The sequence below is a fragment of the Cellulomonas sp. Root137 genome (assembly GCF_001426725.1).
Classification (GTDB): domain Bacteria; phylum Actinomycetota; class Actinomycetes; order Actinomycetales; family Cellulomonadaceae; genus Cellulomonas.
Genome location: NZ_LMFG01000003.1, coordinates 162,719 through 186,905 on the forward strand (window position 1 = coordinate 162,719; position 24,187 = coordinate 186,905).

At 73.3% G+C, this 24,187-nt stretch carries 20 protein-coding genes and 1 pseudogene; 8 read left to right on the forward strand and 13 right to left on the reverse strand.

Going from position 1 to position 24,187, the window contains the following annotated elements; genetic code table 11:
* Positions 1-93: 93 nt before the first annotated feature.
* Genes ASD18_RS15820 through ASD18_RS15830 form a run of 3 tightly spaced genes read left to right on the forward strand, consistent with a single transcriptional unit; the run spans position 94 to position 3,559 of the window.
* On the forward strand, positions 94-1,242 hold the full coding sequence (locus tag ASD18_RS15820; RefSeq protein ID WP_056094224.1) for an FAD-dependent oxidoreductase: 1,149 nt from the start codon (positions 94-96) through the stop codon (positions 1,240-1,242).
* A 17-nt stretch (positions 1,243-1,259) separates the two neighbouring features.
* Complete coding sequence (locus tag ASD18_RS15825; RefSeq protein ID WP_056094227.1) at positions 1,260-2,426, forward strand: LLM class flavin-dependent oxidoreductase; 1,167 nt, start codon at positions 1,260-1,262, stop codon at positions 2,424-2,426.
* 29 nt (positions 2,427-2,455) lie between these two features.
* Positions 2,456-3,559 (forward strand): LLM class flavin-dependent oxidoreductase, encoded by a 1,104-nt coding sequence (locus tag ASD18_RS15830; RefSeq protein ID WP_056094230.1) that lies wholly within the window; start codon positions 2,456-2,458, stop codon positions 3,557-3,559.
* 65 nt (positions 3,560-3,624) lie between these two features.
* Here ASD18_RS15830 and ASD18_RS21590 read toward each other — a convergent pair.
* The 9 genes and pseudogenes from ASD18_RS21590 to ASD18_RS15875 all read right to left on the reverse strand — a co-directional run.
* Positions 3,625-4,134, reverse strand: a pseudogene (locus ASD18_RS21590) (flavin reductase family protein); the annotation flags it as partial.
* Positions 4,131-4,700, reverse strand: coding sequence for an NADPH-dependent FMN reductase (locus tag ASD18_RS15840; protein WP_056094233.1), 570 nt, complete (start codon positions 4,698-4,700; stop codon positions 4,131-4,133). The gene ASD18_RS15840 and the pseudogene ASD18_RS21590, both read right to left, overlap by 4 nt.
* A 201-nt stretch (positions 4,701-4,901) precedes the next feature.
* The gene (locus ASD18_RS15845; protein WP_082574141.1) at positions 4,902-6,290 is read right to left on the reverse strand and encodes a UDP-glucose/GDP-mannose dehydrogenase family protein; all 1,389 of its coding nucleotides are present in this window, start codon (positions 6,288-6,290) and stop codon (positions 4,902-4,904) included.
* Complete coding sequence (locus ASD18_RS15850) at positions 6,290-7,834, reverse strand: glycoside hydrolase family 26 protein (protein ID WP_056094236.1); 1,545 nt, start codon at positions 7,832-7,834, stop codon at positions 6,290-6,292. Before ASD18_RS15850 ends, ASD18_RS15845 begins: the two co-directional genes overlap by 1 nt.
* The gene (locus ASD18_RS15855; RefSeq protein WP_056094239.1) at positions 7,827-9,347 is read right to left on the reverse strand and encodes a glycosyltransferase; all 1,521 of its coding nucleotides are present in this window, start codon (positions 9,345-9,347) and stop codon (positions 7,827-7,829) included. Before ASD18_RS15855 ends, ASD18_RS15850 begins: the two co-directional genes overlap by 8 nt.
* Positions 9,348-9,739: 392 nt before the next feature.
* On the reverse strand, positions 9,740-11,521 hold the full coding sequence (gene ggt, locus ASD18_RS15860) for a gamma-glutamyltransferase (RefSeq protein WP_056094240.1): 1,782 nt from the start codon (positions 11,519-11,521) through the stop codon (positions 9,740-9,742).
* Positions 11,522-11,593: 72 nt separating this feature from the next.
* Positions 11,594-12,043 carry a rhodanese-like domain-containing protein gene (locus ASD18_RS15865; protein ID WP_056094243.1) on the reverse strand — a complete coding sequence of 150 codons (450 nt, stop codon included), beginning with the start codon at positions 12,041-12,043 and terminating at the stop codon, positions 11,594-11,596.
* Entirely contained in the window at positions 12,040-12,540 is a 501-nt protein-coding gene (locus ASD18_RS15870; RefSeq protein WP_056094247.1) for a hypothetical protein, read from the reverse strand. Before ASD18_RS15870 ends, ASD18_RS15865 begins: the two co-directional genes overlap by 4 nt.
* Before the next feature lie 285 nt (positions 12,541-12,825).
* On the reverse strand, positions 12,826-13,794 hold the full coding sequence (locus tag ASD18_RS15875; RefSeq protein ID WP_056094250.1) for a DMT family transporter: 969 nt from the start codon (positions 13,792-13,794) through the stop codon (positions 12,826-12,828).
* A gap of 80 nt (positions 13,795-13,874) precedes the next feature.
* Here ASD18_RS15875 and ASD18_RS15880 point away from each other — a divergent pair, with 80 nt between their 5' ends.
* Complete coding sequence (locus tag ASD18_RS15880) at positions 13,875-14,453, forward strand: CGNR zinc finger domain-containing protein (protein WP_056094254.1); 579 nt, start codon at positions 13,875-13,877, stop codon at positions 14,451-14,453.
* Positions 14,454-14,473: 20 nt separating this feature from the next.
* Positions 14,474-14,989, forward strand: coding sequence for a tetratricopeptide repeat protein (locus ASD18_RS15885; protein ID WP_235522429.1), 516 nt, complete (start codon positions 14,474-14,476; stop codon positions 14,987-14,989).
* A 7-nt stretch (positions 14,990-14,996) separates the two neighbouring features.
* Here ASD18_RS15885 and ASD18_RS15890 read toward each other — a convergent pair whose 3' ends face one another.
* From ASD18_RS15890 to ASD18_RS15900, 3 genes are all read right to left on the reverse strand, one after another.
* On the reverse strand, positions 14,997-15,863 hold the full coding sequence (locus tag ASD18_RS15890; protein WP_056094256.1) for a phosphotransferase family protein: 867 nt from the start codon (positions 15,861-15,863) through the stop codon (positions 14,997-14,999).
* Between the two features lies 1 nt (position 15,864).
* Positions 15,865-16,548 carry a DUF6766 family protein gene (locus tag ASD18_RS15895; RefSeq protein ID WP_056094259.1) on the reverse strand — a complete coding sequence of 228 codons (684 nt, stop codon included), beginning with the start codon at positions 16,546-16,548 and terminating at the stop codon, positions 15,865-15,867.
* 82 nt (positions 16,549-16,630) lie between these two features.
* Positions 16,631-17,074 carry a hypothetical protein gene (locus tag ASD18_RS15900; protein ID WP_056094262.1) on the reverse strand — a complete coding sequence of 148 codons (444 nt, stop codon included), beginning with the start codon at positions 17,072-17,074 and terminating at the stop codon, positions 16,631-16,633.
* Between the two features lie 128 nt (positions 17,075-17,202).
* Between ASD18_RS15900 and ASD18_RS15905 the strand changes: the two genes are divergently transcribed.
* The 3 genes from ASD18_RS15905 to ASD18_RS15915 all read left to right on the forward strand — a co-directional run bounded on the left by ASD18_RS15905 (position 17,203) and on the right by ASD18_RS15915 (position 22,120).
* Complete coding sequence (locus ASD18_RS15905) at positions 17,203-18,144, forward strand: hypothetical protein (RefSeq protein ID WP_056094265.1); 942 nt, start codon at positions 17,203-17,205, stop codon at positions 18,142-18,144.
* A gap of 190 nt (positions 18,145-18,334) precedes the next feature.
* A complete protein-coding gene (locus ASD18_RS15910; protein ID WP_056094270.1) occupies positions 18,335-20,368 on the forward strand; it encodes a thioredoxin domain-containing protein in 2,034 nt (677 codons plus the stop codon).
* 78 nt (positions 20,369-20,446) lie between these two features.
* Complete coding sequence (locus ASD18_RS15915; RefSeq protein WP_056094272.1) at positions 20,447-22,120, forward strand: cation:proton antiporter family protein; 1,674 nt, start codon at positions 20,447-20,449, stop codon at positions 22,118-22,120.
* A 3-nt stretch (positions 22,121-22,123) separates the two neighbouring features.
* Here ASD18_RS15915 and ASD18_RS15920 read toward each other — a convergent pair whose 3' ends face one another.
* On the reverse strand, positions 22,124-24,157 hold the full coding sequence (locus ASD18_RS15920; RefSeq protein WP_082574143.1) for a GH32 C-terminal domain-containing protein: 2,034 nt from the start codon (positions 24,155-24,157) through the stop codon (positions 22,124-22,126).
* Positions 24,158-24,187: the final 30 nt, after the last annotated feature.

Sequence of the window (24,187 nt, forward strand, 5' to 3'; positions counted from 1 at the left end):
CCACAGACGAGGCGGCTGGGGGAGTCGCCTCACACGGCCGGCTGGGTGGACGGGGGTCGCCCAGCCGGCCGACCCACACGAACGGGAGAGCAGATGAGCGAGCAGGTGGACCACGTCGTCGTCGGTGGCGGGGTCATGGGCGCGGCGACCGCGTGGCAGCTGGCCAGGCGTGGCGCCCAGGTCGTCCTGCTCGAACGGTTCGGCCGGGGACACGTCCAGGGCGCCTCGCACGGAGCGTCCCGGATCTACCGGAACACCTACGCCCGGGCGGAGTACCTGGACCTGGCGCAGGAGGCGTTCGGCTTGTGGCGCGCGCTCGAGGACGAGGCACCCGCGGTCGGTGGGCTGCTGCAGCTCGCGGGCGGCGTGAGCCAGGGCTCGCTCGCCTCGCGGGAGATCGCGCAGGCCTTCGCGGCGCGCGGGATCCCGCACGAGTGGCTGTCCGCCGACGAGGCGCACGAGCGCTGGCCCGGGCTGGCGTTCGAGGGTGAGGTCCTGCACGAGACGAGCACCGCGGGTCGGCTGCACGCGGACCGCGCGGTCGAGGCGTTCCTGCAGGCGGCGGTCGCGGCCGGAGCGCGGGTGCTGCACGAGACCCCGGTGCGCGCGATCGAGCAGCGCACCGACGGGGTGCGCGTGGTGACCGACACCGGGACCTGGCACGCCGAGAACGTCGTGGTGGCAGTCGGCGCCTGGACGTCCGGGCTGCTCGGGGGCGAGATCGACCTCGCCGAGAAGCTCGTCGTCACCCAGGAGCAGCCGGCGCACTTCGCCCTGCGACCGGGCGCCCCCGACGAGAACCAGTGGCCGTCGTTCACGCACGACCCGGTGACCCCGCACCCCTGGCCGAGCGGGGTCTACGGCCTGGCCACCCCGGGCGAGGGGATCAAGGTCGGCTTCCACGGGGTCGGCCCGCGCACGGATCCCGACCACCGGACCTTCACCCCGGAGCCGGAGCAGCTGCGACTCCTGCGCGAGTACGTGGCCCGGTGGGTGCCCGGCGCCGACCCCGACCACCTGGTCCCCATCTCGTGCACCTACACCACCACCCCCGACCACGACTTCGTGCTGGACCGGCGGGGGCGGGTGGTCGTCGCCGCGGGCTTCTCCGGCCATGGCTTCAAGTTCGCGCCGGCGATCGGCCGCGTGCTCGCCGACCTCGCGCTCGAACCCGCGGACGCGCCCGCGCGCGCCGCCCACCCGGCCTTCGCCGTCGCGCGGCTCGCCGCCCCGACCCCCTGATCCCCCGAGGAGCTCGCATGACCACGCACGTCCCGCTGTCCATCCTGGAGCTGGCGACCGTCGGCGTCGGCCAGACCGGCGCCGACGCCCTGCGCGCGACGCTGGACCTGGCCGTCGCCGCCGACCGTCTCGGGTACCGCCGCCTGTGGTTCGCCGAGCACCACCTCTCGCCGGGCGTCGCCTCGGCGGCCCCGGCGGTGCTCGCCGCCCTCGCGGCGGAGCGCACGCGCCGCCTGCGGGTGGGCTCGGGCGCCGTCCTGCTGGGGACGACGAGCCCGCTCGTCGCCGCCGAGCAGTTCGGGACCATCGCGGCGCTGCACCCCGGACGCGTCGACCTGGGACTCGGCCGCGCGTTCTCGCCGCCGCCCGAGGGGTTCGTGGCCCCGCCGCGCACCGAGGCCCGCGACGTGGACGGGCTGCACGTGCCCGGCACCCCGCCGATCGACTTCACCGACTCGGCGCTGCGGGCGCGGCTGCTCGCGCAGAAGGAGGTGGTCGGCGCCAGCCGCTCCGGCCAGGACTTCCGCGCCGAGCTCGAGCTCGTCCTCGGTCTGCTGGCGGACACCTACGTCGACGGCGCCGGGCACTCGTACGTGAGCCCGCCGGTGGCCGGTGCGGCGTTCGACCTGTGGGTGCTGGCGTCCAGCGGCGGCGAGAGCGCCCGGGTCGCCGGTGCCCTCGGACTCCCGCTCGCTGCGAACTACCACGTCAGCCCGTCCAGCGTCCTCGGCACCGTCGAGGCGTACCGCGAGGCGTTCCGGCCGGGTGTCCTGGCCGAGCCGTACGTGGTGGTGTCCGCCGACGTGCTCGCGGCCGAGACCGCCGAGCGCGCGCACCACCTGGCCGACCCGTTCGCGGAGTGGGTGCTCTCCATCCGGCGCGGCGCGCAGGGCGCGATCGCGTACCCGGAGCCGGGCACGACGACGCCGTGGGACCGGCGCAGCGCGGCGGAGCAGGACGTGCTCCGCGACCGGATCGACACCCGGATCGTCGGCACACCGGACCAGGTCGAGGCCGGGTTGGCCACCCTGCAGCGCGTCACCGGCGCCGACGAGCTGCTGGTGACCACCGAGACCCACGACCCCCGCGACCGCGTCCGCTCGTTCGAGCTGCTCGCCGACGTGTGGGGTCTGCCCGCCGCCGCGCCGCGCGACGCGGCCGACCTGGTGCCCGCAGGCGCCTGACCCACCCACCCCACGAGAAGGAGCCCACCGTGCCCGTCGACTTCCTCGGCATCGCCACCACCAGCAACGCCTCGGAGACCCAGGCCCCGACCACCGCGCCGTTCGACCTGCGCTACCTCGAGCGGATCGTGCGCGCGCACGAGGACAACGGCTGGACCCGCGTGCTGTTCGCGTACGGCTCCAGCGGCCCGGAGCCGTCGGTGCACGCCGCCCACGCCGCAGCGCGCCTCGACTCGATCGAGCTGCTGCTCGCGCACCGGCCCAACGTGTCGTACCCGACGTTCGCGGCGAAGTCGTTCGCGACCCTCGACCAGCTCTCCGGCGGACGACTCTCGGTGCACTTCATCACCGGCGGCAACGACCACGAGCAGCAGCGCGAGGGCGACACGCTCACCAAGGACCAGCGGTACGCGCGCACGCAGGAGTACATCCAGATCGTCAAGAAGGCGTGGACCAGCGCGGAGCCGTTCGACCACGACGGCGAGTTCTACCAGTTCCGCGACTTCGTGCTCGACGCCACGGCGTTCGAGGGGCGGTCGCCGACGATCTCCTTCGGCGGCTCGTCCGACGCCGCCTACCGCGTGGGTGCGGCCGAGGCGGACATCTACGCGGTCTGGGGCGAGCCGCTGGACCGCACCGCCGAGCAGATCGCACGGATCCGCCGCGAGGCCGCAGCGGCCGGACGGACCACCCCGCCGCGCATCCACGCCGCGTTCCGGCCGATCATCGCGCCCACCGAGGCGCTGGCCTGGGAGAAGGCCCATCGCATCCTCGGGGCCATCGAGGCCCGCAAGGCCGCGGCCGGAGGTCTGCTGGGCCGGTACTCGACCGGCAAGCCCGAGAACGCCGGCTCGCAGCGGCTGCTCGAGATCGCCGCCGAGGGCGACCGGTTCGACTCGGTCCTGTGGACGGCCACCGCCAGGGCGACCGGCGGGGCGGGCAACTCGAACGCGCTGGTCGGCACGCCCGAGCAGGTGGCCGAGGCGCTGCTCGCGTACTACGACCTGGGAGTGAGCGTCATCTCCGCCCGGGGGTACGACCTGCTCGACGACGCGATCGACTTCGGCCGGTACGTGATCCCGCTCGTCCGCGCGGAGGTCGCGGCCCGGGACGCCGAGCGCGCCGCCGCCTGAGCACGCAGGAGCCCCCGCCGGTCGCGACCGGCGGGGGGGGCCGTGTGCGGTCCGATCCGGTGGTAGCTGCGGTCGTGGTAGACCAGCGGCGTGGTGTCGTCGGAGGTGCCGTGCTCGAGCGCGCGCAGCGAGACCAGGTAGCTGTCGCCCACCGGGGTGCGCTGGAGCACCCGACCGCGGACCCAGGACACGGCACCCTCGATGACCGGCTCGCCGGTGCCGAGGTCGTACCAACCGCCCGCCTCGAACCGGTCGATGCCGCTGGTCGCGAACCGCGCGGACACGTCGTCCTGGTCAGCCGACAGGAAGCTCACCGTGAGCGTGCGCGCGCGGGACAGGGCCTCCCACGACGACGACGTCGACGCGAGCGAGAACGCGAGCAGCGGGGGAGCGGCGGACACCGAGATGACCGAGGTGGCGGTGAAGCCCACGCGCCGGTCGCCGTCCCGGAGCGCCACCACGGCGACGCCCGCGGGGTGCTGCCGGAACACCTCCTTGTACTGCTGCGGGGACAGCTGGGGCTCGTCCTGGTCGCGCAGCAGTCGGTCCAGGGCGTGCAGCGTCTCGGCGGTCATGCGCGGGCTGCCTCGAGCGTCGCGGAGGCACCGACGACGAGCGCGGTCAGGGCCGCGCCGCCGTCCTGCCACCACCGGTCGACGACGGGCTGCGGGTCGGCGAGCTGGTGCTCCACGAGGGTGAGCGCACGGGTGGGCACCACGGCGCCGAGCTCGACCAGCAGCGGCCGCAGGTGCACCTCCCCGACGAGCGCGTGCGCCGGGTTGCCCGAGACGACGACCGGCACCGCGATCACGCCGCTGAGGGCACCGGGGCCGTACAGGTCGAGGAACGCCTTGAGGAGGCCGGTGTACGACGCCTTGTAGACCGGCGTCGCGACGACGAGGACGGTGGCGTCCGCGACGGTGCGCAGGGCCGCGTCCGCGGTCGGGTGGGACTCGGCCAGGATCTCCGCGGCGAACGTGGCCAGCTCGACGGTCTCCACGGGCTCGACCGAGCCGAGCAGGCGCGCGACCTCCTCGCCGACGTGGACGGCTGCCGCGGTGGTGCGCGACCCGCTCCGGGGGTTGCCGGACAGCACCACCACACGGGCTCCGGTGTGCTGTGACGACGTCAGATGGGTCATGGCTGGTCCCTCGATCTCGGCTCCGGTGAACCCGCCGCACGGTCCGTGCGGGTTCGCTGGGACCGGGTATAACAACAATCCCGACTTGACCAGAGGGTTTGGTCGACTTTCTTGCATGGCGGACCTGCTGCGGCCCCCGAACGGCCGGACGGCCCCGACGCCAGGCGTCGGGACCGTCCGTTCGTGCAGGTGGGAGAGGGATCAGGCGGCAGCGCGGCCGAGCCCCCGGAACGTCCAACCGGCCTCGCGCCACCGGGCGGCGTCGAGCTTCCCGCGGGCGTCGATCACGGCCGGCTGGTGCGTGAGCTCGGCCAGTCGGGCCGGCTCCGCGTCGGTGAACTCGTCCCACTCGGTCAGGACGAGCACCACGTCGCTGCCCTCGACGGCCTCCTCCACGCCGGTGGCGTAGCCGAGGGTCGGGAAGCTCGACCGCGCGGTGTCGCCGGCCTGCGGGTCGTACACGGTGACCTGTGCCCCCCGCAGGTGCAACGCCGCTGCGACGTTGAGCGCCGGGGAGTCCCGGACGTCGTCGGTGTGCGGCTTGAACGCTGCCCCGAGCACCCCGATCCGCCGGTTGAGCACGGACCCGCCGCAGGCCTCGATCGCAAGGTCGATCACGCGCGACCGCTGGCCCATGTTGATCTCGTCGACCTGCTGGAGCAGGGCCGACGCCGGGTACGCACCGAGCTCGTTGGCCCGGTGCATGAGGGCGCGGATGTCCTTGGGCAGGCACCCGCCACCGAACCCGAGACCGGCGTCGAGGAACTGCCGGCCGATCCGGACGTCGTGCCCGAGCGCGTCGGCCAGGACCTTGACGTCGGCTCCCGCCGCCTCGCACACGCCGGAGATCGCGTTGATGAACGAGATCTTGGTGGCGAGGAACGCGTTGGCACTGACCTTGACCAGCTCGGCGGTCGGCAGGTCGCACACGACGACCGGCGAGCCCTCGGCGATCGGGCCGGCGTACACGCGACGCAGCAGCGCCTCGGACTCGGCGGTGGTGCCGCCCAGGACGATGCGGTCGGGGTGCAGCGTGTCCTGCACCGCCTTGCCCTCGCGCAGGAACTCCGGGTTCCACACCAGCTCGGCGCGGACGCCGGACGGAGCCGCCTTCGCGATGAGCTTGCGCAGGCGGGCTCCCGTCCCGACGGGCACGGTCGACTTGCCGACGATCAGCGCGTCGTGGGTGAGGTTCTTCGCGATCGAGGTGGTCGCCGCCTCGACGAAGCGCAGGTCGGCGGCGTGGCTCGTCTTGGACTGCGGGGTGCCGACGCACACGAAGTGCACGTCGGCCCAGCCCACGGCCTCGGCCACGTCGGTGGTGAACCGCAGGCGACCGGTGGCCAGCTGCTCGGTGAGCAGCTCGGGGAGCCCGGGCTCGTAGAACGGCACCTTGCCGGCGGTCAGCATCGCGACCTTGTTCGGGTCGGTGTCCACGCCCACCACCTCCATGCCCAGCTGGGCCATGGCGACCGCGTGGGTGGCGCCGAGGTAGCCGGTGCCGAGCACCGCGATCCGCGGAGCCGGGGCCTCGGGGTCGAAGGTCGAGCGGGGGAACAGGTCGGTCAGGTCGATCTGGTTGTCGGTCATCACGGCTCCTGGGTGGTGGTGGGGGCGAATCCGGCTGCGGGGTCCTGCACGCCGTCGACGAAGGCCTGGAGCGAGTCCGCGCGGGACTCGATGCGCCAGTCGTTGGTGACGAGCTGCCCGCCGGTGGTGCTGGTGACGGTGTGGTTGAACCAGGCGAACCCGACGACGTCCGCGTTCTCCGGCTCGGCCAGGGAGTCGAACAGGTCGGCGATCCAGGCCGGCTTGTTGCCGCCGACCTCCGAGGCCCCGATCTCCGCGAGGAAGATGGGCTTGGAGGTGATCGACCGGAGCTGGTCGAGCGAGCGGTCGAAGGTGTACGAGAACGTCGGCGTCTGGTCGGCCTTGAACGGCGGCCGGTAGTAGCCCGACAGGCCGACCCAGTCCACGTACTCGTCGCCCGGGTACAGGCTCCGCATGTACGTCGCGTCGGTCTTGGCGTAGTCCGCCAGCGAGTTGACGATGTTCGGGGCCCACACCCACAGGACGTACTGGTTGGCGCCCTCGGCCTCGAAGATGTCGTGCACGTGGCGCCACATCGTCACGTAGTCGCCCTCGCCGTTCCCGTTGAGCGAGTCGCCGCCCCAGGTGCGCTCACCCCACGGGTACCAGTCGCCGTTCATCTCGTGGTCGAGCCGGATCGCCATGGGCAGGCCCAGGGCGGTGATGTCCTTCGCGTACTGCCGCAGGTAGTCGTCGTAGGCGCCGCCGATGATGGTCGGCAGCGAGTACGCCGGGTCCACGGACTCGTTGTTCGCGGCCTTGAGCGGACGCGACTCCCACGTCAGGAGCGGGAGCATGCCCTTCTCCCAGGAGCGCGTGACGGCGTCGGGTCGGAACGGTCCGTCCCAGCCCTGGAAGTAGCCCGCGACGGTCGGGGTGGATCCCACCTTCGCGGCGACGCTGTCGAGCTCCGCCCAGTTGAACGGCGACTGCGGTGTGTACAGGCCGAACTGGCGCCTCTCGGGGGCGAGCAGCTCGGACAGCGGTGGCGCGGTCGGCTTGACCGCAGGGGCGGGGCTCACGGGCTGCGGTGCGGTGCCCTGGGCGCTCGCCCGTGCGCGTGCCGCGTCGGCCTCGGCCTGGTCCGCCCGGGTGGCGGCGTCGCGAGCCTTGCCGCGGGCGGCCGCGGCGGTCTTCTCGGCAGCCACCTTGGCCTGGGTGCGGGCGGCGGCCTCGGCCTGTTCTGCCGCGGCCTTCTGCGCCCCTTCGGCTGCGGCCGCCTGCTGCTCGGCGGCAGCCTTGGCCTTGCCGTTCTCGGCGGCGGCCTTGCGCTCGGCAGCGGCCTTGGCCTGCGACCGTTCGAGGGAGGCGACCTCGTCCTCACGCGCCTCGAGGGAGTTGCGGAGCTTCTCGTTCTCGGCGGCCAGCCGGATCTCCGCGGCGCTGGACTTCGCTGAGGTGGTCGTGGCGACCGACGGGGACAGCCACACGCCGGCCGTCACGGCGACGAGGGCGAGTGCGACGCCGGCGGCGCCGATCCGCTTGCGGGGTGAGGGGCGGATGGCGCGGGACCACCAGCCTGCGGGCTCGATGTGCTCAGACATAGACAAGGGCCTCCAGAGCGAAGATGGCCAGCGCGATCAGGTACGGGATCGCGGCCAGCGGGTTGAGCCGGCGCCGCGAGGGCGCCACGGGTGCCGTGGCCACCGCGCGGCGAGCGCGGACGGGGGCCGTGGCCGGGGCGTCGGTGAGGAGCGTGTGGCCGTCGGGCGCGGTGCGTTGGGTCGGCAGCGTGCCCGGGGGAGTGCGGTCGACGAGGTCGGCAGGCCCGGCGGGCGCGCTCTCGAGCTCGGCGATCAGGTCGTCGCCGCCGCCCGCGTAGGCGCCGGCACGCGTCCCCCAGCCGCTGGCGTGGGCCATGCGCAGGAACCCGAGCAGCCGGATGGGCATGAGGAAGAGCGTCGAGACGATGATGAACACGGGCAGCCGCAGGAAGTCGGACGGCTTCTCGTGCAGGTGCCGGATCTGCCGGATGGCCATCGACAGGACGGACGAGACGACCATGGTCGCGACGACCCACGCCCAGCCGCTCAGCCCCGTGTAGGTCTCGAGGATGGCCTGGTAGAGGTTGATGCCGGTGCCGGAGACGGCCCGGTAGACCCACCCGGCGATGGTCCCGAACAGCAGGAACGGCAAGATGATGTCGGCGATGAAGAAGATCGCCAGGACCGGGGCGTGCCCGACCATCCAGGGCAGCATCCGCAGGGTGTTGTACTGGCTCCCGCGGGCCCAGCGCAGCTGCTGCTTGGCCAGCTTCTTCACCTGCAGCGGAGCGTCGGTGTAGACGAGGCTCGTGTACTGGTACACGGACCGGTAGCCGGCCTTGAGCGTGAGGTTGGTCAGCGTGCGGTCGTCGGAGACCTCGAGGAACACGCCCATGAACTTCTGGTGCATGAAGTCGTCCATGACGGACACGAGGATGTGCCGGCGGAACGCGATGGTGCGTCCCGGCAGGCAGCCGACCTGACCGAGCGCGGACTGCGCGGGCATCGAGTACAGCGCCCGCGTGTTCTCCAGCCAGTCGGCCCAGCGGGTGATCCAGGACCGCTCGGGGTCGAGGATGCGCTGACGCGTGGTGGCGCCGCCGACCGACGGGTCGGCGAACGGCTTGACCAGCTCGGAGAGCGTGCCGTCGGTCCAGACCGTGTCGGAGTCGACCAGCACGGTGATCTCGCCGCGCGACATCTCGGTGCCGATCTTCACGGCGTTGCGCTTGCCGGGGATCGGCGTGTGCACCCAGCGGACCAGGGGAGCGAACTCGTCGCTGATCTCCTGGAGGGGGACGTTGACCGCGCCGTTGATGACGACGATCACCTCGTCGGGGCGCTGGTCGACGATGCGGGTGAGGACGTCCCGGAACAGGTCGAGGGGCTCGTCGACGACGGGAATGACCACGCTCGTCGTGCCGTGGAACTCGCCGGTGTAGGGCTTGTAGCGCCGTGACAACAGCACCTTGAGCAGCCACAACGCCCAGATGATCGTCGAGAAGAATGCAAATAGATAGAACTCGGACTGGCCTTCGAACATTTGCCGCAACTGCAAGACAAAGACGAACATGGCGGTACCCCGCTCATTCGGTCAACGGAACTGTGTAGCTGACCGGCGCCGTCGGCGATGCAGCGAGGACGTCGAGGAGCGCCCGAAGGTAGGCGCTTTCCCCGCATCGATGGTCACGGCTGTGCCCTGAGGGCACTGCCGGACGTGGGCGTCTGCCCCTCCCCCCGGAGGCGCACTGGGCGAGAAACGACCGCGCGCCCTCCTCGTCAGGAGGTCGTGGGTGAACTCGATGAATCGAACGTACCAGGCGGTAACGGAGGAATCAGACGGACGCCCGTCCAGATGTGACTGTTGTCACCGGCATTGTTGCCACAATGACCGTGTTTTGCCCGAATTGACCGGGGCAAGTTTACGGGGATTTTACGTGGGTTCGTGGGCGCCCGGGCGCGTCCTCAGGGCCGTTCCACGACTCCGGCGCTGCCTCCGCCGCGGCGCGTCGGCTCCGCGACGGCGAGCACGGAGCCGTCGTCGCGGAACTCGATCGCCGTGGCTGCGCCGATCTCCGGGTTGTCCGCGAAGGTGTGCCCGAGCGCCTGCAGCGGGGCGCGGTCGAACCCGGGTTCGGCCTGCACGGCAGCGGTGTTCCGCTGGGTGGCGCGCGGGGCCGCGACGGCCGCGTCGAGGGTCATCCCGAGGTCGAGCCGGTTGACCAGGATCTGCAGGACCGTGGTGATGATCGTCGACCCGCCCGGCGACCCCAGCGCGAGGAGCGGCGTGCCCTCGGCCAGGACGATCGTCGGCGCCATGGAGCTGCGCGGGCGCTTCCCGGGGCCGGGCAGGTTCGGGTCGTTCCCACCCTGGGTGTCGGTGAAGTTGAAGTCCGTCAGCTCGTTGTTCAGCAGGAAGCCCCGACCGGGCACGACGATGCCGTTGCCGCCGAGCGACTCGATGGTGAGCGTGTACGCCACGACGTTGCCCCAGCGGTCCGCGGTGGTCAGGTGCGTGGTCGACTGGCCGTCGGAGCCCTCGGTGCCGACCGTCGCAGGCGCGGGGCACGGACCGTAGACACCGTCCGGGGAGCCAGCTGCCACCGGCTTGGTCAGCGCGCTCGTGGCACTGATCTGGCATGCGCGCTCACCGGCGAACCCGTCCGAGAGCAGCTCCTGCAGGGGCACCTGGACGACGGCGGGGTCGCCGACGTACCGGTTGCGGTCCGCGAAGGCCAGAGCGCTCGCCTCCAGGTAGCGGTGCAGCGTCTGCGTCCGGTCGGTCGTCGCGGGGAGCGCCTCCAGGATGTTGAGGGCCTCGCCCACGGTCGAGCCTCCCGACGACGGCGGTGCCATCCCGTACACGTCGAGCCCGCGGTACGAGACCAGCGTCGGCTGGCGCAGGAGTGCCGTGTAGGACGCCAGGTCAGCGCGCTCCAGGAGGCCCGGCCGGACGACCAGAGGGCTGTGCCGCCGCACGGGTGGGCGCTGGACCGTCTGGACGATCTCCCGGGCGAGGCGCCCGGTGTAGAGCTCGCCGACGCCCTTGCGGCCGAGCAGGTCGTAGGTGTCGGCCAGGTCCCGGTTGCGGAACACCGAACCGACCGCCGGCGGTGCGCCCCGGCGCAGGAACAGGTCGGCCGAGGACCGGAACGCCGAGAACCGGGCCACGTTGGCGGTCGTCTGGTCCACGAACGTCTGGTCGACCACGAAGCCGCGCCGCGCCACCTCGGTCGCGCCGCTCAGCGCCTTGTGCAGGCTGATCGATCCCCACTGGTCCAGCGCCGTCTGCCACGTCGCAGGGGTCCCGGGGACTCCCACGGACAGCCCGGAGGTCACGGCGTCGGCGAACGGGATCGGCACACCGCCCTCCACGAACGAGTCGCTCCGCATCGTCATCGGTGCGGTCTCGCGCCCGTCGATGGTGTGCACGGTGCGGGTCGCCGCGTCGTAGTACACGAAGAACCCGCCGCCGCCGATGCCGGAGGAGAACGGCTCGGTCACCCCGAGCGTCGCGGCGGCCGCCACGGCGGCGTCGACCGCGTTCCCGCCCTTGCGCAGCACCTCGATCCCGACGCGGGTGGCGTCGGCGTCCACCGTGGCGACCGCCCCGCCGGTGCCGACGGCGACGGGCACCTTGTCCCCCGGACGGGGATGGGCGGCCGCCGGGGCGATGCCGGTGGTGACCGCGAGGGCTGCCGCGACGACGACGGCGAGAACGGGTCCGGAGTGCCTGGACGATCGCATGGGATCTCCTCGGGCGAGTGGGCGGGTGAGTTCCGGTCTACCACCCCACGACGCCCGCGCCCAGGCCTGTGACTAGCTCCGAGGGGGGTGCGCTCCCGCACCCACGAGGGCGCCGCGTGCCGCGTCCGCCCGCCCCGTCGTCGGGAGGCCTGCCGCCGCCCACGCGTGGAACCCGCCCACCACGTCGGTCGCGCGGTGCAGGCCCAGGTCGGCCAGCGCGGCCGCGGCCAGGCTGGACGTGTACCCCTCCGAGCACAGGACGACGACCTGCAGGTCGTAGCCCGTGGCCGCCGGGATCCGGTGGTCGCTGGCCGGGTCGAGCCGCCACTCGAGGACGTTCCGCTCGATGACGACCGCCTGCGGCACCTCGCCCTCGGCCGCCCGCTGCGCGGCGGGGCGGATGTCGACGAGCAGCGCGCCGCGACGCACGGCTTCCCACGCGGCCGGCGGCGCGAGGCGGTGGAGCCCCGCGCGGGCGTCGGCCAGCACGTCGTCGATGGTCCGACGGCGGGCGGCGCTCACGTGTCCGTCTCCGGCTCGTCGGTCTCGACGGTGCGGGTGGGGACGAGCCGGCCGTCGGCGGTGGTCGCCCAGTACGTCATGCGGGTGAGCCGCGTGGAGTACGCATGGATGCTCACCGCGGGCTCCGTGCCGGTGTTCAGCACGTCGTGGAGGTCGCCCGGGTCCACGGTCTGGGTCTGCCCGGCGGCGAAGTCCTGCGGCACGAGGCGTCCGTCGCTGTGCGGGCGGATCTCCGTCAGGGTGCCCGCCGCGATGGTGAACGCGGCCGCGGAGGCGCCGTGGTCGTGCAGCTCGGTGCCCTGCGACGGCAGCCACGTGAGGAGCCACACGTCGACGTCGGGCGGTCCGTCGAGCCGGGTCCACCAGCGCCCGCTCTCCTGGAACCGGACCAGCGGTCGCCAGAGCTCGGGGCGTGCGGCGATGGAGCGGGTCAGTGCGCTCAGCTCGTCGACGCCCAGCGGGGTGAGGGCGGGGCGTGGGGACAGGTCGATGCTCATGGTGGTGCCTCTCGGGGTGCGTCTGTGGGCCGATCTCCACGGCGTCCCGGAGGGCGTGGGTCGGCGGGGCCTGCGTCCGGGATGAGCCGGGGGTGCGTCAGTGCTGACAGCAGGCGGGACAGGAACGCAGCGAGAGGAGTGAGGCGCGACGCGACGGGAGCGCGGTGACGCGGGTGGCGGTCATCGGGTGCTCCTCTCGGTCGGGTCGTGGCGGGGCACAGAGCAGCATGCAGCCGTGCGGCCGGTCAAGGGTTCGGCGGGAGCTCTCGGATGCTGGACGTCGGGTCAGGCGCGGGTCTCGACGGGGAGCCGGGCCTCGGCCTGCACGACGGCCGGTTCGGGCACGTCGGTCCCGCGGCGGACCAGCGCGATCCCGGCGACGACGAGCACCATCCCGGCGACCTGCAGCGGCACGGGCACCTCAGCGACCAGCGCCCACGCGAGCAGGACGGCGACGAGCACCTCCGACAGGGCGAGGAACGACGCGAGCCGCTCGCCGAGCAGGCGGACGGACAGCGCGCTCACGCCGTACGCGAACGCGGTCGGCACGGTGGCGACGACGAGCAGCGGGACGATCCAGTGCACCCGCGCGCCGAGCAGGTCGACGCGGACGTCCGGCGCGGCCAGGGGGAGCACCCCGACGGCGGCGACGAGGGCGACCGTGAGCGCGCCGACCGCCATGCCGGCACCGGCCAGGCTGATCGACGGCAGCTCCGTGCGGCGGCCCGTGAACGCGAAGTAGGCGGCGTTGCCCACCGCGGAGACCAGCGCGAACGCCAGCCCGACCGGGTCCAGCTCGAGCGAGCCGGTGAGATCGAGCACCAGGACCAGTCCGCCGGTGGCGAGCGCCGCCCCGGCGAGCGTGGCGCTCGTGGGTGCCCGACGCTCGCGGGCCCACCGCCAGGCGACCAGCAGGAGCGGGCCGGTGTACTCGATGAGCAGGGCGATGGCCACGGGCAGCCGGTCGACCGCGAGGTAGTACATGGTCGAGGCGGTGGCGACCCCCAGGACCCCGAAGCCGAGGACGGTGCGCCACTCGTCGCGGAGCACGTGCCAGCGACCGCGCAGGGCCCACGCGGCAGGCCCGGCCAGCAGCAGCGCCGCGACCGACAGCCGCACGAGGATCGCGGACCCGGGGGACCAGCCGGCCGCGAGCAGGGGCTTGACCACGGGACCGCTGGTCGCGAAGGCGACGGCGGCAACGAGGCCGGCGACGATTCCGGCGGCGCGACCCGGCGCGGCGGTCGTGGACATAGGGAGCCCCTGCCAGGGATGTCATGGGTGAAATGGCGTTACGCTCGTGACGCTAGCCCATCCCGCCGACAGGAGTCAAAGTGGTTTTCGCACCTGACACCGAGATGAGCATCGCCGCGGCCGTCGAGCTGGTGAACACCGCTCGTCGCCGGGACGGGCACGACGCCATGGCGACGGTCGCGGACGTCGACGAGTTCTACACGCGGTGGGGCTACACGGTCCGGCACGACGGGGACGCCGACGAGCTCGCCGCGGTGCGCGACGCGCGCGACCAGATCGCCGCGCTCTGGGACGTCGACCGGGACACCGCTGCCGCCGTGCTCAACGAGCTCCTCGCGCGCGGGGGAGCCGTCCCGTTCCTCGTCCGGCACGGCGACGTCGACTGGCACCTGCACGGCACCGCACCGGACGCTCCGTTGGGCACGGTCGTGCTCGTCGAGACCGCGATGGCGATGGCCGACGTGGTGCGCTCCGACGAGTGGGACCGGCTGCAGCGTTGCGAGGCCGACGACTGCGACGCGCTGCTCGTCGACCTCTCCCGCAACCGCTCGCGCCGGTTCTGCGACGTGAACGGCTGCGCCAACCGGGCCCACGTCGCCGCCTACCGTGCTCGACGGGCCGGGTCGCCGGCCCTGCAGGAACGAGACGTCGCGCGCTGAGCCCGTGACAGGATCGCCGCGTGGAGCTGACGGAGGATCTGAAGGACGCCATCGCGACGGGGTACGCCCGGCGGGACCGCGACGACATGGCCCCCACGATCGCGTACTTCGAAGGACTCCTGGCCGAGCACCCCGAGCACCCCGTCCTCGTCCTCGAGGTGGCCGGCGCGTACGACACCGCCGGTCGGGAGGCCGACGCCGCCGTCAGGTACGAGCGGGCCCTCGACCTGGGTCTCGACGGGGACGACCTCCGCCGGTGCCTGTGCCAGTACGGCAGCACGCTGCGGTGGCTCGGCCGGCTCGAGGAGTCGGTCGCGGTGCTGGAGCGGGCCCGTGCGCAGTTCCCGCAGTCCGACGCCGTCCGCGTGTTCCTCGCTCTCTCGCTCGCCGAGGCGGGCAGCACCGACGCCGCCGTGGCCCAGCTGCTCGCGGTGATCACGGACCACGCCGACGTCACCGACCTCGGCCGGTACGCCGTGGGGCTCCGCGGTCTGGGGACGTGGCTCGGCGCGGGCCGTCCGGAGGACGCGGAGTAGGTCTGGCTCAGGCGAGGCGGGCCACCAGGGCGGCGGTGTCCCGCTCGTGCCGGGGTGTCGGGACGTCGTACTCGAGGCACCACAGCAGCTGGTACACCGACTCGCGTTCCGCCCACCCGTCCGCCGCCGGCTCGCCGCGGCGGTAGACCGACCAGAACACGGGATCGGTCATGTCGTCCCAGAAGGCCATCCGGGCCACGTCCGACTCCGCGGGACCGGCCCACGCCTTGTCCCAGTCGAGGACCGCCGCCAGGCACCACCCGTCGGGGGCGCGGCGGACGAGGAGGTTGGCGTGGTGCAGGTCGTCGTGGGTGAGCGTCGGCCGGACCGGCTCGGCGAAGAGTCCGGCATGGCGATCCAGCACGCCGTGGGCGAGCGCCCGCCGTTCTTCGTCGCGGACGCGCAGAGCGATCCGCGAGTGCAGGGCGTCCACCAGCGTGCCGCCCGGCGGTTCGTCGAGACCCCCGAACGAGGGGAGTGCGACGGACTGGATCCGGAGGACGGCTCGGGCGATGCACGCTGACGCGGTGGCGAGCTCTGCCGCGCCCAGTCGAGGGCGCACCTCCCGCCACTCGGCGCCGTCGACGTGCTCCTGGAGCAGGTGCTGGAGCGCGCCGTCGTCGCCGGCCGCCACGACCCGCGCGACGGGGACCCCGGCCGTCTCTGCCAGGCGCTGGGCGGTGGCCGTCCGCGTGTAGTCGAGCGCGGGCCGCGTCGCGGATGACGCCAGCTTCAGCACGTACGCGGCCGCGTCCGCGCGAAGGTGCAGGACGGCGTGGTCGTCGGTCGAGTGGAGGAGCTCGACGTCCGCACGCCCGACGTCCCGGGCCGCGAGCTCGCGGGCGGCCCTGAGCCAGTCGTGCGCGGTGCCCATCTCAGCCCTCGACCCCCGTGGCCGTGTGCGGTGTGCCGACCGGCTTGGACTCCGGGGACCCCCGTTCGCGCAGGTAGATCGACAGGACGACCATGCTGGCCACCGCCAGGAACTCCGACTGCCAGTTCTGCAGCGTGCGGCTCCAGAAGTCGGGCAGCAGCAGGTACTCGGTCCACGTCACCGGGTCCTGCAGGTCGTGCATCTGCTGCTCGCTGTACGCGACGGCGCCGGTCACCGACTGGGCGAGCCACGACAGGGCGAAGATCGTGCCCATCACCAGGCTCAGCGACCGCGAGTAGAGGCTCAGTCGCCACCCGCGCACGCGGGCCCAGGAGGGGGACTCCGCGGTCGAGAACTCGGCCACCTTCTGCTCCTGGTCGGTCTCCCGGCCGGCGTCGTCCAGCGGCTTGGACTCGGGCGACCCGCGCTGCAGGAAGAACACGGTGGCCACGACGAAGAGCAGGAACTGCAGGAACTCGGACTGCCAGTTCTCGGTGACGTCGACGGCGAACGCCGAGGTCGTCACGTACTCGCCGATGCCGATCGGATCGAGGCCGGCGCTGCGCTGCTCCTCGTTGAACAGGGCGACGCCGGAGATCGCCTGCCCGACGAGCGCGGCGACGAAGAGCGCGCCGAAGAACAGGGTCAGGCTGTTCCGCCGGAGGTCGGTGCGCAGCGCGGTCATCGGTGCAGCACCCCGAGCACGAAGCAGTACGCGAGCCCGAGCAGGACGCCGCCGAGGCACATCCAGAAGAGCGCGCGCATCGTCAGGCCCCTTCGAGGGCGCAGTCGTAGGGCCGGTCCGGGCGCGGGTCGCACCCGGCCGCGGTGATCCGCCAGGTCGTGCCGGACACGGTGAGGAACACGACGTCACCCGTCAGCACGACCTGCGCCTGGCGGCCCGCGACGGACGCCGAACCCGACGTCGAGCCCGTCCGTGCGGCGAGCGTGTCGCCCACGTCACCGTGGAGGACCGCGTCGGCGCACGCCTCGTCGGCGTCGCCCTCGAGGGTCTCGACGGTGACGGGCGCCAGGAGGTCGCAGGCGGCTGCACCGTCCTGGCGGCCGACGGCGTCGTAGAACGCCGAGGCGACCTCGACCGCCGAGCCCGACGTCGGGCGGGCGGGCACGCAGCCGGTCAGGGCCACCCCGACGACGACCAGCAGGACGCCTCGCGTCAGGCGCCCTCGCCGGTCACGTGCCTCGGTCACGGCCCGATCGTAGGTCGGCGCTCCCGAACGGGCGCGCTGGCCCGACCCGGGGCTGTGGTCCCTACCGCCGGAGCGGGACCGTGTGCTTCGGTCGAGGGACGAGGACGTCCCAGGAGCAGGAGGTCACGATGGTCGCCCGGGTGCCGGAGGCCCGCACGGAGATCGGTCCCGACCCTGCCGTCACCTGGCTCGTCGAGCAGGCCGACCCGGCCGTGGCCCGGCTGGCCCACCGCGACCTGCTGGGCGAGCCCGTCGGGGACGCACCCGCGAGCCGCGTCGTCCAGCGCCTGCTGACCGGCCTCGACGACTCCGTGCGCGCCCCCTACGTGAAGTGGACCGGCGCCCACTGGCGACTGGTCTCCCTGGTGGAGCTCGGCGTCGCCGAGGACGAGCCGGCGGTCATGCACGCCGCCGACGCTCTGCTCGGCTACTGGTCGCGGCCGCAGCGGCTGGCCGCAGTGCCGGTCGTCGACGGGCGAGCGCGACGGTGCGCCTCGCAGGAGGGAAACGCGCTGGCGGTCGCGTGCCGCCTCGGTCTCTGGCGGGACGATCGCGCCGTCACGCTGGCCGAGCACCGGCTGTCGTGGCAGTGGCCCGACGGCGGCTGGAACTGCGACCTGCGGCCGACGGCCTCGCACTCGTCGTTCCACGAGACCCTGCCTGCTCTGTGGGGGCTCGCGGAGTACGGCGCGGCCAGCGGCGACCGGACAGCCCTGGACGCGGTCGGCTCGGCCGCCGAGCTGCTGCTCTTGCACGAGGTCCTGTACGCGACGAGCACGGGGGAGCCGATCCACGAGTCGTTCGTGTTCCCGCACTACCCGCCGTTCTGGCACTACGACGTGCTCCAGGCGCTCCTCGTCCTCGAACGCGTCGGCGTCGGCGCCGACCCGCGCACCGGCCGCGCCCGGCAGCTCCTGGTCGACCGACGTCGGCCCGACCGTCGGTGGCGGGCGGCCAGGCGCTGGTGGCGGCCACAGGGGTCCACCGGGAGCGGGGTGGAGGCGGTCGACTGGGGCGACGTGGCGCACCAGATGGTGACGCTCAACGCGCTGCGGGTGGGTGCGCGGTAGTCCGAGGTCGTCAGCGGGCCCGGCGCCAGCGCAGTGCGCGGACGCTCTGCGCGCGCCAGAGGGCGAGCGCGGCACGCGCCCAGCCCCGCCGCTCGCTCCGCTCCTGCGCCACCCTGCGAGTCTCCCGCCGCGTGCCGTGGTGGGCGAGCCGAGGTCGCGCCGGGGCGGGCAGTGGCGGAACCTGGGAGGCGTGCCCAACCGTCTGGTGAACGCGACGAGCCCCTACCTCCTGCAGCACGCCGACAACCCGGTGGACTGGCAGGAGTGGGGTGACGCGCCGTTCGCCGAAGCGGTCACGCGGGACGTCCCCGTGCTCGTCTCGGTCGGCTACGCCGCGTGCCACTGGTGCCACGTGATGGCCCACGAGTCGTTCGAGGACCCGGGGGTCGCTGCCTTCCTGAACGAGCACTTCGTGTGCGTGAAGGTGGACCGCGAGGAGCGGCCCGACGTCGACGCGGTCTACATGGCGGCCACGCAGGCGATGACGGGCTCGGGCGGCTGGCCGATGACCGTGTTCACCACGCCGTCGGGGGAGCCGTTCTTCTGCGGGACGTACTTCCCCCCGCGTCGGGTGCAGCAGATGGCGTCGTTCTCCGAGGTGCTCGCCGCCGTCGCGGCGGCGTGGTCGGCGCGCCGGGAGGAGGTGCTGTCCACCGCCGGGGCGGTCGTCGAGGCCCTCGCCGGGCGGCCCACGGCGGGTCGGGCGGCGGAGGGTTCCGACGACGGCCTGGTCGAGGCGGCTCTGGCCGCCATCGCGACGACGTTCGACGCCGCGCGCGGCGGCTTCGGTGGCGCGCCCAAGTTCCCGCCGTCGATGGTGCTCGAGTGGCTGCTGCGTCATCACGCGCGGACCGGTGATCCGGGAGCGCTCGACATGGCGGTCCGGACGCTCGACGCGATGGCGCGTGGGGGCATGTACGACCAGCTCGCGGGTGGCTTCGCGCGGTACGCGGTGGACCCGACCTGGACCGTGCCGCACTTCGAGAAGATGCTCTACGACAACGCCCTCCTGCTGCGGGTGTACCTGCACGCCTGGCGCACGACGGACGCGCCGCTGATGCGTCGCGTCGCCTCCGAGACCGCGACCTGGATGGTCGAGGAGCTGGCCACGCCCGAGGGCGGCTTCGCCTCGTCGCTCGACGCGGACAGTGAGGGGCGGGAGGGCGCGTTCTACGCCTGGACGCCCGAGCAGCTGCGCGACGTCCTCGGGGCGGAGGACGGGGCGTGGGCGGCCGGAATGTTCGGGGTGACGGAGGACGGCACGTTCGAGCACGGGACGTCGGTGCTCCAGCGGCGCAGCGACCCGGCCGACGAGGCACGCCTCGCGAGGGTGCGTGAGCAGCTCCGACTGGCGCGCGCACGGCGGCCGCGGCCCGCTCGGGACGACAAGGTGGTGACCGGGTGGAACGGCCTGGCCGTCGCGGCCCTCGCGGAGTCGGCCGTGCTGCTCGACCGTCCCGAGCTCCTCGACGCGGCCGTCCGGGCAGCCGATCTCGTCGTCGCCACGCACCTCCGGCGGTCCGCGGACGGCTCGACCCGGGTGGTGCGCGCGTCGCGAGACGGTGCGCCCGGCGACGCGCCCGGGGTGCTCGAGGACTACGGCAACCTCGCCGAGGGCCTGCTCGCCCTCGCGGCAGTCACCGGCGACGCCCGGTGGTTCGAGGTTGCGGGCCGCCTGCTGGACACCGTGCTCCGGCACTTCGCGGCGCCGGCCGGTGGGTTCCACGACACCGCGCAGGACGAGTCGGACGCCGTCGTCGCCCGGATCGGCCGCCCGCAGGACCCGGCCGACGGCCCGACGCCCTCGGGCCAGTCGAGCGCGGCGGGCGCCCTGCTCACCTACGCCGCACTGACCGGATCCCTCCGGCACCGGGAGGCTGCGCTGAGCGCGCTGCGGGGCCCCTTGTCTCTCGCCACCCGGTACCCCCGAGCGGCGGGCTCGGCGCTGGGCGTGGTGGAGGCCGTCCTCGACGGTCCCCGGGAGGCGGCCGTCGTCGGCCCCCGTGACGACCCGCGCACGGTGGCGCTGCACCACCGCGCGCTGGCGTCGACCGCACCTGGCCTGGTGGTCGCGGTCGGGGACCCCGGCGGGCTCGGCGGCGGCCCGCCGCTCCTGCACGACCGGCCGCTCGTCGGGGGTGTCCCGGCCGCGTACGTGTGCCGGGGGTTCGTGTGCGACCGGCCGACGACGCACCCGGAGGACCTCGCGCGCCTGCTCTCCTGAGCGGTCGCCGGACGAGCGCGCCCGGCCGAGCGGGCAAGATAGGGACTCACCACCCACCGCCGGCGCGAGAGGGAACTCATGGCAGTTGCTGCCCTGTACCTCGGCGCCGCGCTGCTCGGCGGGCTGCTCGCGGTGCTGCTGCGCCTGCCGCCGCTCGTCGGGTTCCTCGCGGCCGGCTTCGCGCTGGGTGCCGGGGGAGCTCCCACGCTGCCGTACCTGGAGCCGATCGCGAACTTCGGGGTCGTGCTGCTGCTGTTCGCCATCGGTCTGAAGCTCGACGTCCGCACCCTCCTGCGCCGCGAGATCTGGCTGACCACCGTCGTGCACCTGGGGATCAGCGTCGCGATGGCGCTCGGCTTCCTCGGCCTGCTCGCCGTGATCGGTTTCGGGTTCCTCGCCGACGAGTCGTTCGGTGCGCTCGCCCTGGTCGGGTTCGCCCTGTCGTTCTCCTCGACGGTGTTCGTCGTCAAGGTCCTGGACGACCGCTCCGACACCACCTCGCTGTACGGGCGCATCGCCGTCGGTGTGCTGGTCATGCAGGACGTCGCCGCGGTGGTGTTCCTGTCGCTGTCCAGCGGCGAGCCGCCCAGCCCGTGGGCCCTGCTGCTGTTCCTGCTGATCCCGGGTCGCTGGGTGCTGCACCGGATCTGGGACCGCGTCGGCCACGGCGAGCTGCAGGCGCTGTTCGGCGTCGCGGTGGCGGTCGTGCTCGGCTACGGGCTGTTCGAGCTGGTCGGCATCGCCGGGGACGTCGGGGCGCTCGTCGTCGGTGTGCTCCTGTCGTCGCACCCGCAGGCCGGCGAGCTGTCGCGGTCGCTCATGACGTTCAAGGACCTCATGCTGGTCGCGTTCTTCGTGCAGATCGGGCTGCACGGCACGCCGCACCTGTTCGAGATCGGGCTGGCGCTGCTGCTGCTCCTGCTGCTGCCGTTCCAGGTCGCTGCCTACGCGGGGGTCCTGTGGCTGATGCGGCTGCGTCGCCGCACGTCGTTCCTGGCCGGCCTCGTGCTCTCCAACTACTCCGAGTTCGGGATCATCGTCGTGGCCGTCGGAGCGAGCACGGGCCTGCTCGACGACCAGTGGGTGGTGGTCTTCTCGCTCGCCGTCGCGTTCAGCTTCGGGCTGTCCGCGATCGTCAACCGGCGTGGCGTCGAGCTCGCCTCCCGGCTCTCGCGCCTGCTCCCGGCACGCGACAGCGACCGGTTGCACCCCGACGACCGCCTGGTGGACATCGGCGAGGCCGACGCCCTCGTCCTCGGCCTCGGCCGCGTCGGAGCCGCCACCTACGCCAGGCTGCGCGACGAGTACGGCCTCTCCGTCGTCGGTGTCGAGCACGACCAGACCCGGGTGCTCGCCCTGGACGACGAGGGCTACGACGTCGTGCGTGCCGACGCCACCGACCTCGAGTTCTGGAACCGGGTGCAGCGCGCCGGCCGCGTCAGGGTCGCCGTCCTCGCCATGCCGTTCCACAACGCCAACCTCATCGCCCTGGCCCGGCTGCAGGCCGCAGGCTTCACCGGCAAGGTGGCCGCCGTCGCGCGGTACGACGACGACGTCGCCGAGCTCCAGCGGCACGGCGCGGACGCGGTGTTCCACCTGTACGGCTCGGCCGGCTTCGCGCTCGCGGACCACGCGGCGGAGGTGCTGCTGGCGGCCCGGGGAGGAGCACCGTCGGAGCACCACCCCCCTGCCCGCCCCGGCGACGAGCTGGACGTCCTCGACCCGCTCGACCGCCGCGCCGAGTCCGCCTGACGGCTAGTCGCTGAGCACGATCTGGTCCACCATCAGGTGCCCCCAGCCGCCCGTGGCGTCGTCGAGCACCTGCACCTGGGCCTGCCGGCCGGCGAGGTCGCCCAGGTCCCAGCGGACAGGTCGCAAGGTCCCCTCGTCGCGGCCTGTCGCGGTCCGCACCGGCCGGCCGTCGACCAGCAGGTTGACCGACGTCGCCGGCTCCACGCCCAGCGGGTGGTCGCCGCCCCCGAGGAGCAGGTGCAGGTACCGCCGGTCGATCGTGAACGGGGGAGAGGTGATCGTTCCCGTCGCGGGGTCGCCCCCACCGACGAACGTGTCGAGCACCTGCCGGCCGACCTGGCCGGGGAGCGACCCGGTGGTCGGACCGGCGTCGACGAAGCTGCCCGTCGCGGTCCAGCCCGACCCCCAGTCGGAGCCCTCGAAGCCGGCGAGCACGCGCGCGGGCCGTTGGTCGGGGGCGTCGAGCGCGGTGATCGTGAGGTTCGAGAACGTGGCGGCGCCCCCGGCGGAGTACAGGGCGATCCCCGTGTCCGCGGGCTCGGCGAACACCTGGCTGGAGTGCACGTAGCGCCCGTCGTCGACGAACACCTCGATGGTCGTGCGGTCCACGAGGATGCGCAGGTGCACGCGGTCGGCGGCGGGGTCGAAGGGCGCGTGGCTCTCCCACTTCTCGCCGGACGGGTCAGGGTTCCCGGTCCCGCCACGATTCAGGTAGGTGACGTCTCCGAACACGCCCACGTCGGCGTGCCGGCGGCCGTCGGCGGACCGGCGCAGCTGCAGCCCGACGTTCTCCAGGTCGGTCCAGCTGATGTCGGTCTCCACCTGGTAGGCGTCCCCCTGGTAGTCGAGCGGCACGTGCCCGTCCACGTGGACCGTGCCGAGCTCGGTGACGGACGTCGCCAGGCTGTCCAGCGCCGCTACCGGCTGGGAGAGCAGGGCGTAGCCGCTCCCGGTCCGGGCCAGCCGGATCTCGCGCACGATCGAGTCGGTGCCGTTGAACCCGTCGGCGGCCCAGGTCGGGGTCGTGTACGGGTACGACCAGCTGTTCATCCAGCCGACGGCGAACCGACGGTCCAGCTGGGCGCTCGCGGGGTCGGGCCAGGTGACCGCGCCGTACCAGTCGAACCCGTGGTCGAGCCACTGGGGGTCGGCCTGGTCGGGCACGAAGCTCGTGCCGTCGAACGATCCGGTCCAGTACGCGTACGTGCTCGGGGAGTCGGTGAGGTAGCCGTTGCCGCTCAGGCCCATGACCCAGCGAAGTGCGCCGTCGTCCGCCCGGATCTGGAACAGGTCGGGGCACTCGAGGATCCCCAGGCCGGTGTTGACGTACTCCGAGACCCGCGTCCAGTCCTTCAGGTTCGGGGACGTCCAGAAGCCGATCCTCTGGCCCTCGGCGATCAGCGCCACCCACCGCCCGCGGTCGGCGTCCCACACGATCTTCGGGTCGCGGAAGTCCCGGCGACCCCCGTTCGGGATCACCGGTGCTTCGCCGTGCGGCCGGAAGTTCCGGCCGCCGTCGGTGGAGTACCAGAGGAATTGCGCCTGCGGGCCGGAGGCGTCGAGGATCTGCGCCGGCGTGGGGTGGTCCATCTGCGTGACGAGCATGATCACGGCGCCCGCGCCGAACCCCGCCGTCCCGGCGGTGTCCACCACAGCCGACCCGGACCACAGGTCGTAGTTGGCGTTGGTCGCCTTGGGCGCGGCGACCCCCTGGTCGTGGAACACCACGTTGTCGGTGGTCGTCGCCAGGCGCCAGGCGGTGCCGACGGCGTCGTCGTAGTCGGCGTTGTACAGGTAGTAGTAGTGCGTGGTGCCGTCGATCACCACCGGTCGCTGCGGGTCGTTCTTCCAGTGGTCCGGCACCGTGAAGTGGTACCGAGCCCGGTACGTGTCAGCCACGTCGGCCGCCTGCGCGGGTGCGGCCTGCCGGGGGCCGGCCGCACCCGCGCACGCGACGACGGCGGCGAGAAGTCCGATCGCTGCTCGCCGCCGCGCGTGGTGGCCGGGTGTCCGTCGAGCTCGGTCGTGAGTCGTCATCGACTCGCCTCTCGTCGATCCGTGTCGGGG

What these genes read in the sequence shown, in the direction of transcription:
- ASD18_RS15845 (WP_082574141.1), bottom strand. Translation starts at nt 6,290, where the DNA reads ATGACCGACAACCAGATCGACCTGACCGACCTGTTCCCCCGCTCGACC.
- ASD18_RS15915 (WP_056094272.1), top strand. Translation starts at nt 20,447, where the DNA reads ATGGCAGTTGCTGCCCTGTACCTCGGCGCCGCGCTGCTCGGCGGGCTG.
- ASD18_RS15875 (WP_056094250.1), bottom strand. Translation starts at nt 13,794, where the DNA reads ATGTCCACGACCGCCGCGCCGGGTCGCGCCGCCGGAATCGTCGCCGGC.
- ASD18_RS15895 (WP_056094259.1), bottom strand. Translation starts at nt 16,548, where the DNA reads ATGACCGCGCTGCGCACCGACCTCCGGCGGAACAGCCTGACCCTGTTC.
- ASD18_RS15825 (WP_056094227.1), top strand. Translation starts at nt 1,260, where the DNA reads ATGACCACGCACGTCCCGCTGTCCATCCTGGAGCTGGCGACCGTCGGC.
- ASD18_RS15870 (WP_056094247.1), bottom strand. Translation starts at nt 12,540, where the DNA reads ATGAGCATCGACCTGTCCCCACGCCCCGCCCTCACCCCGCTGGGCGTC.
- ASD18_RS15820 (WP_056094224.1), top strand. Translation starts at nt 94, where the DNA reads ATGAGCGAGCAGGTGGACCACGTCGTCGTCGGTGGCGGGGTCATGGGC.
- ASD18_RS15905 (WP_056094265.1), top strand. Translation starts at nt 17,203, where the DNA reads ATGGTCGCCCGGGTGCCGGAGGCCCGCACGGAGATCGGTCCCGACCCT.
- ASD18_RS15850 (WP_056094236.1), bottom strand. Translation starts at nt 7,834, where the DNA reads ATGTCTGAGCACATCGAGCCCGCAGGCTGGTGGTCCCGCGCCATCCGC.
- ASD18_RS15855 (WP_056094239.1), bottom strand. Translation starts at nt 9,347, where the DNA reads ATGTTCGTCTTTGTCTTGCAGTTGCGGCAAATGTTCGAAGGCCAGTCC.
- ASD18_RS15890 (WP_056094256.1), bottom strand. Translation starts at nt 15,863, where the DNA reads ATGGGCACCGCGCACGACTGGCTCAGGGCCGCCCGCGAGCTCGCGGCC.
- ASD18_RS15920 (WP_082574143.1), bottom strand. Translation starts at nt 24,157, where the DNA reads ATGACGACTCACGACCGAGCTCGACGGACACCCGGCCACCACGCGCGG.
- ggt (WP_056094240.1), bottom strand. Translation starts at nt 11,521, where the DNA reads ATGCGATCGTCCAGGCACTCCGGACCCGTTCTCGCCGTCGTCGTCGCG.
- ASD18_RS15840 (WP_056094233.1), bottom strand. Translation starts at nt 4,700, where the DNA reads ATGACCCATCTGACGTCGTCACAGCACACCGGAGCCCGTGTGGTGGTG.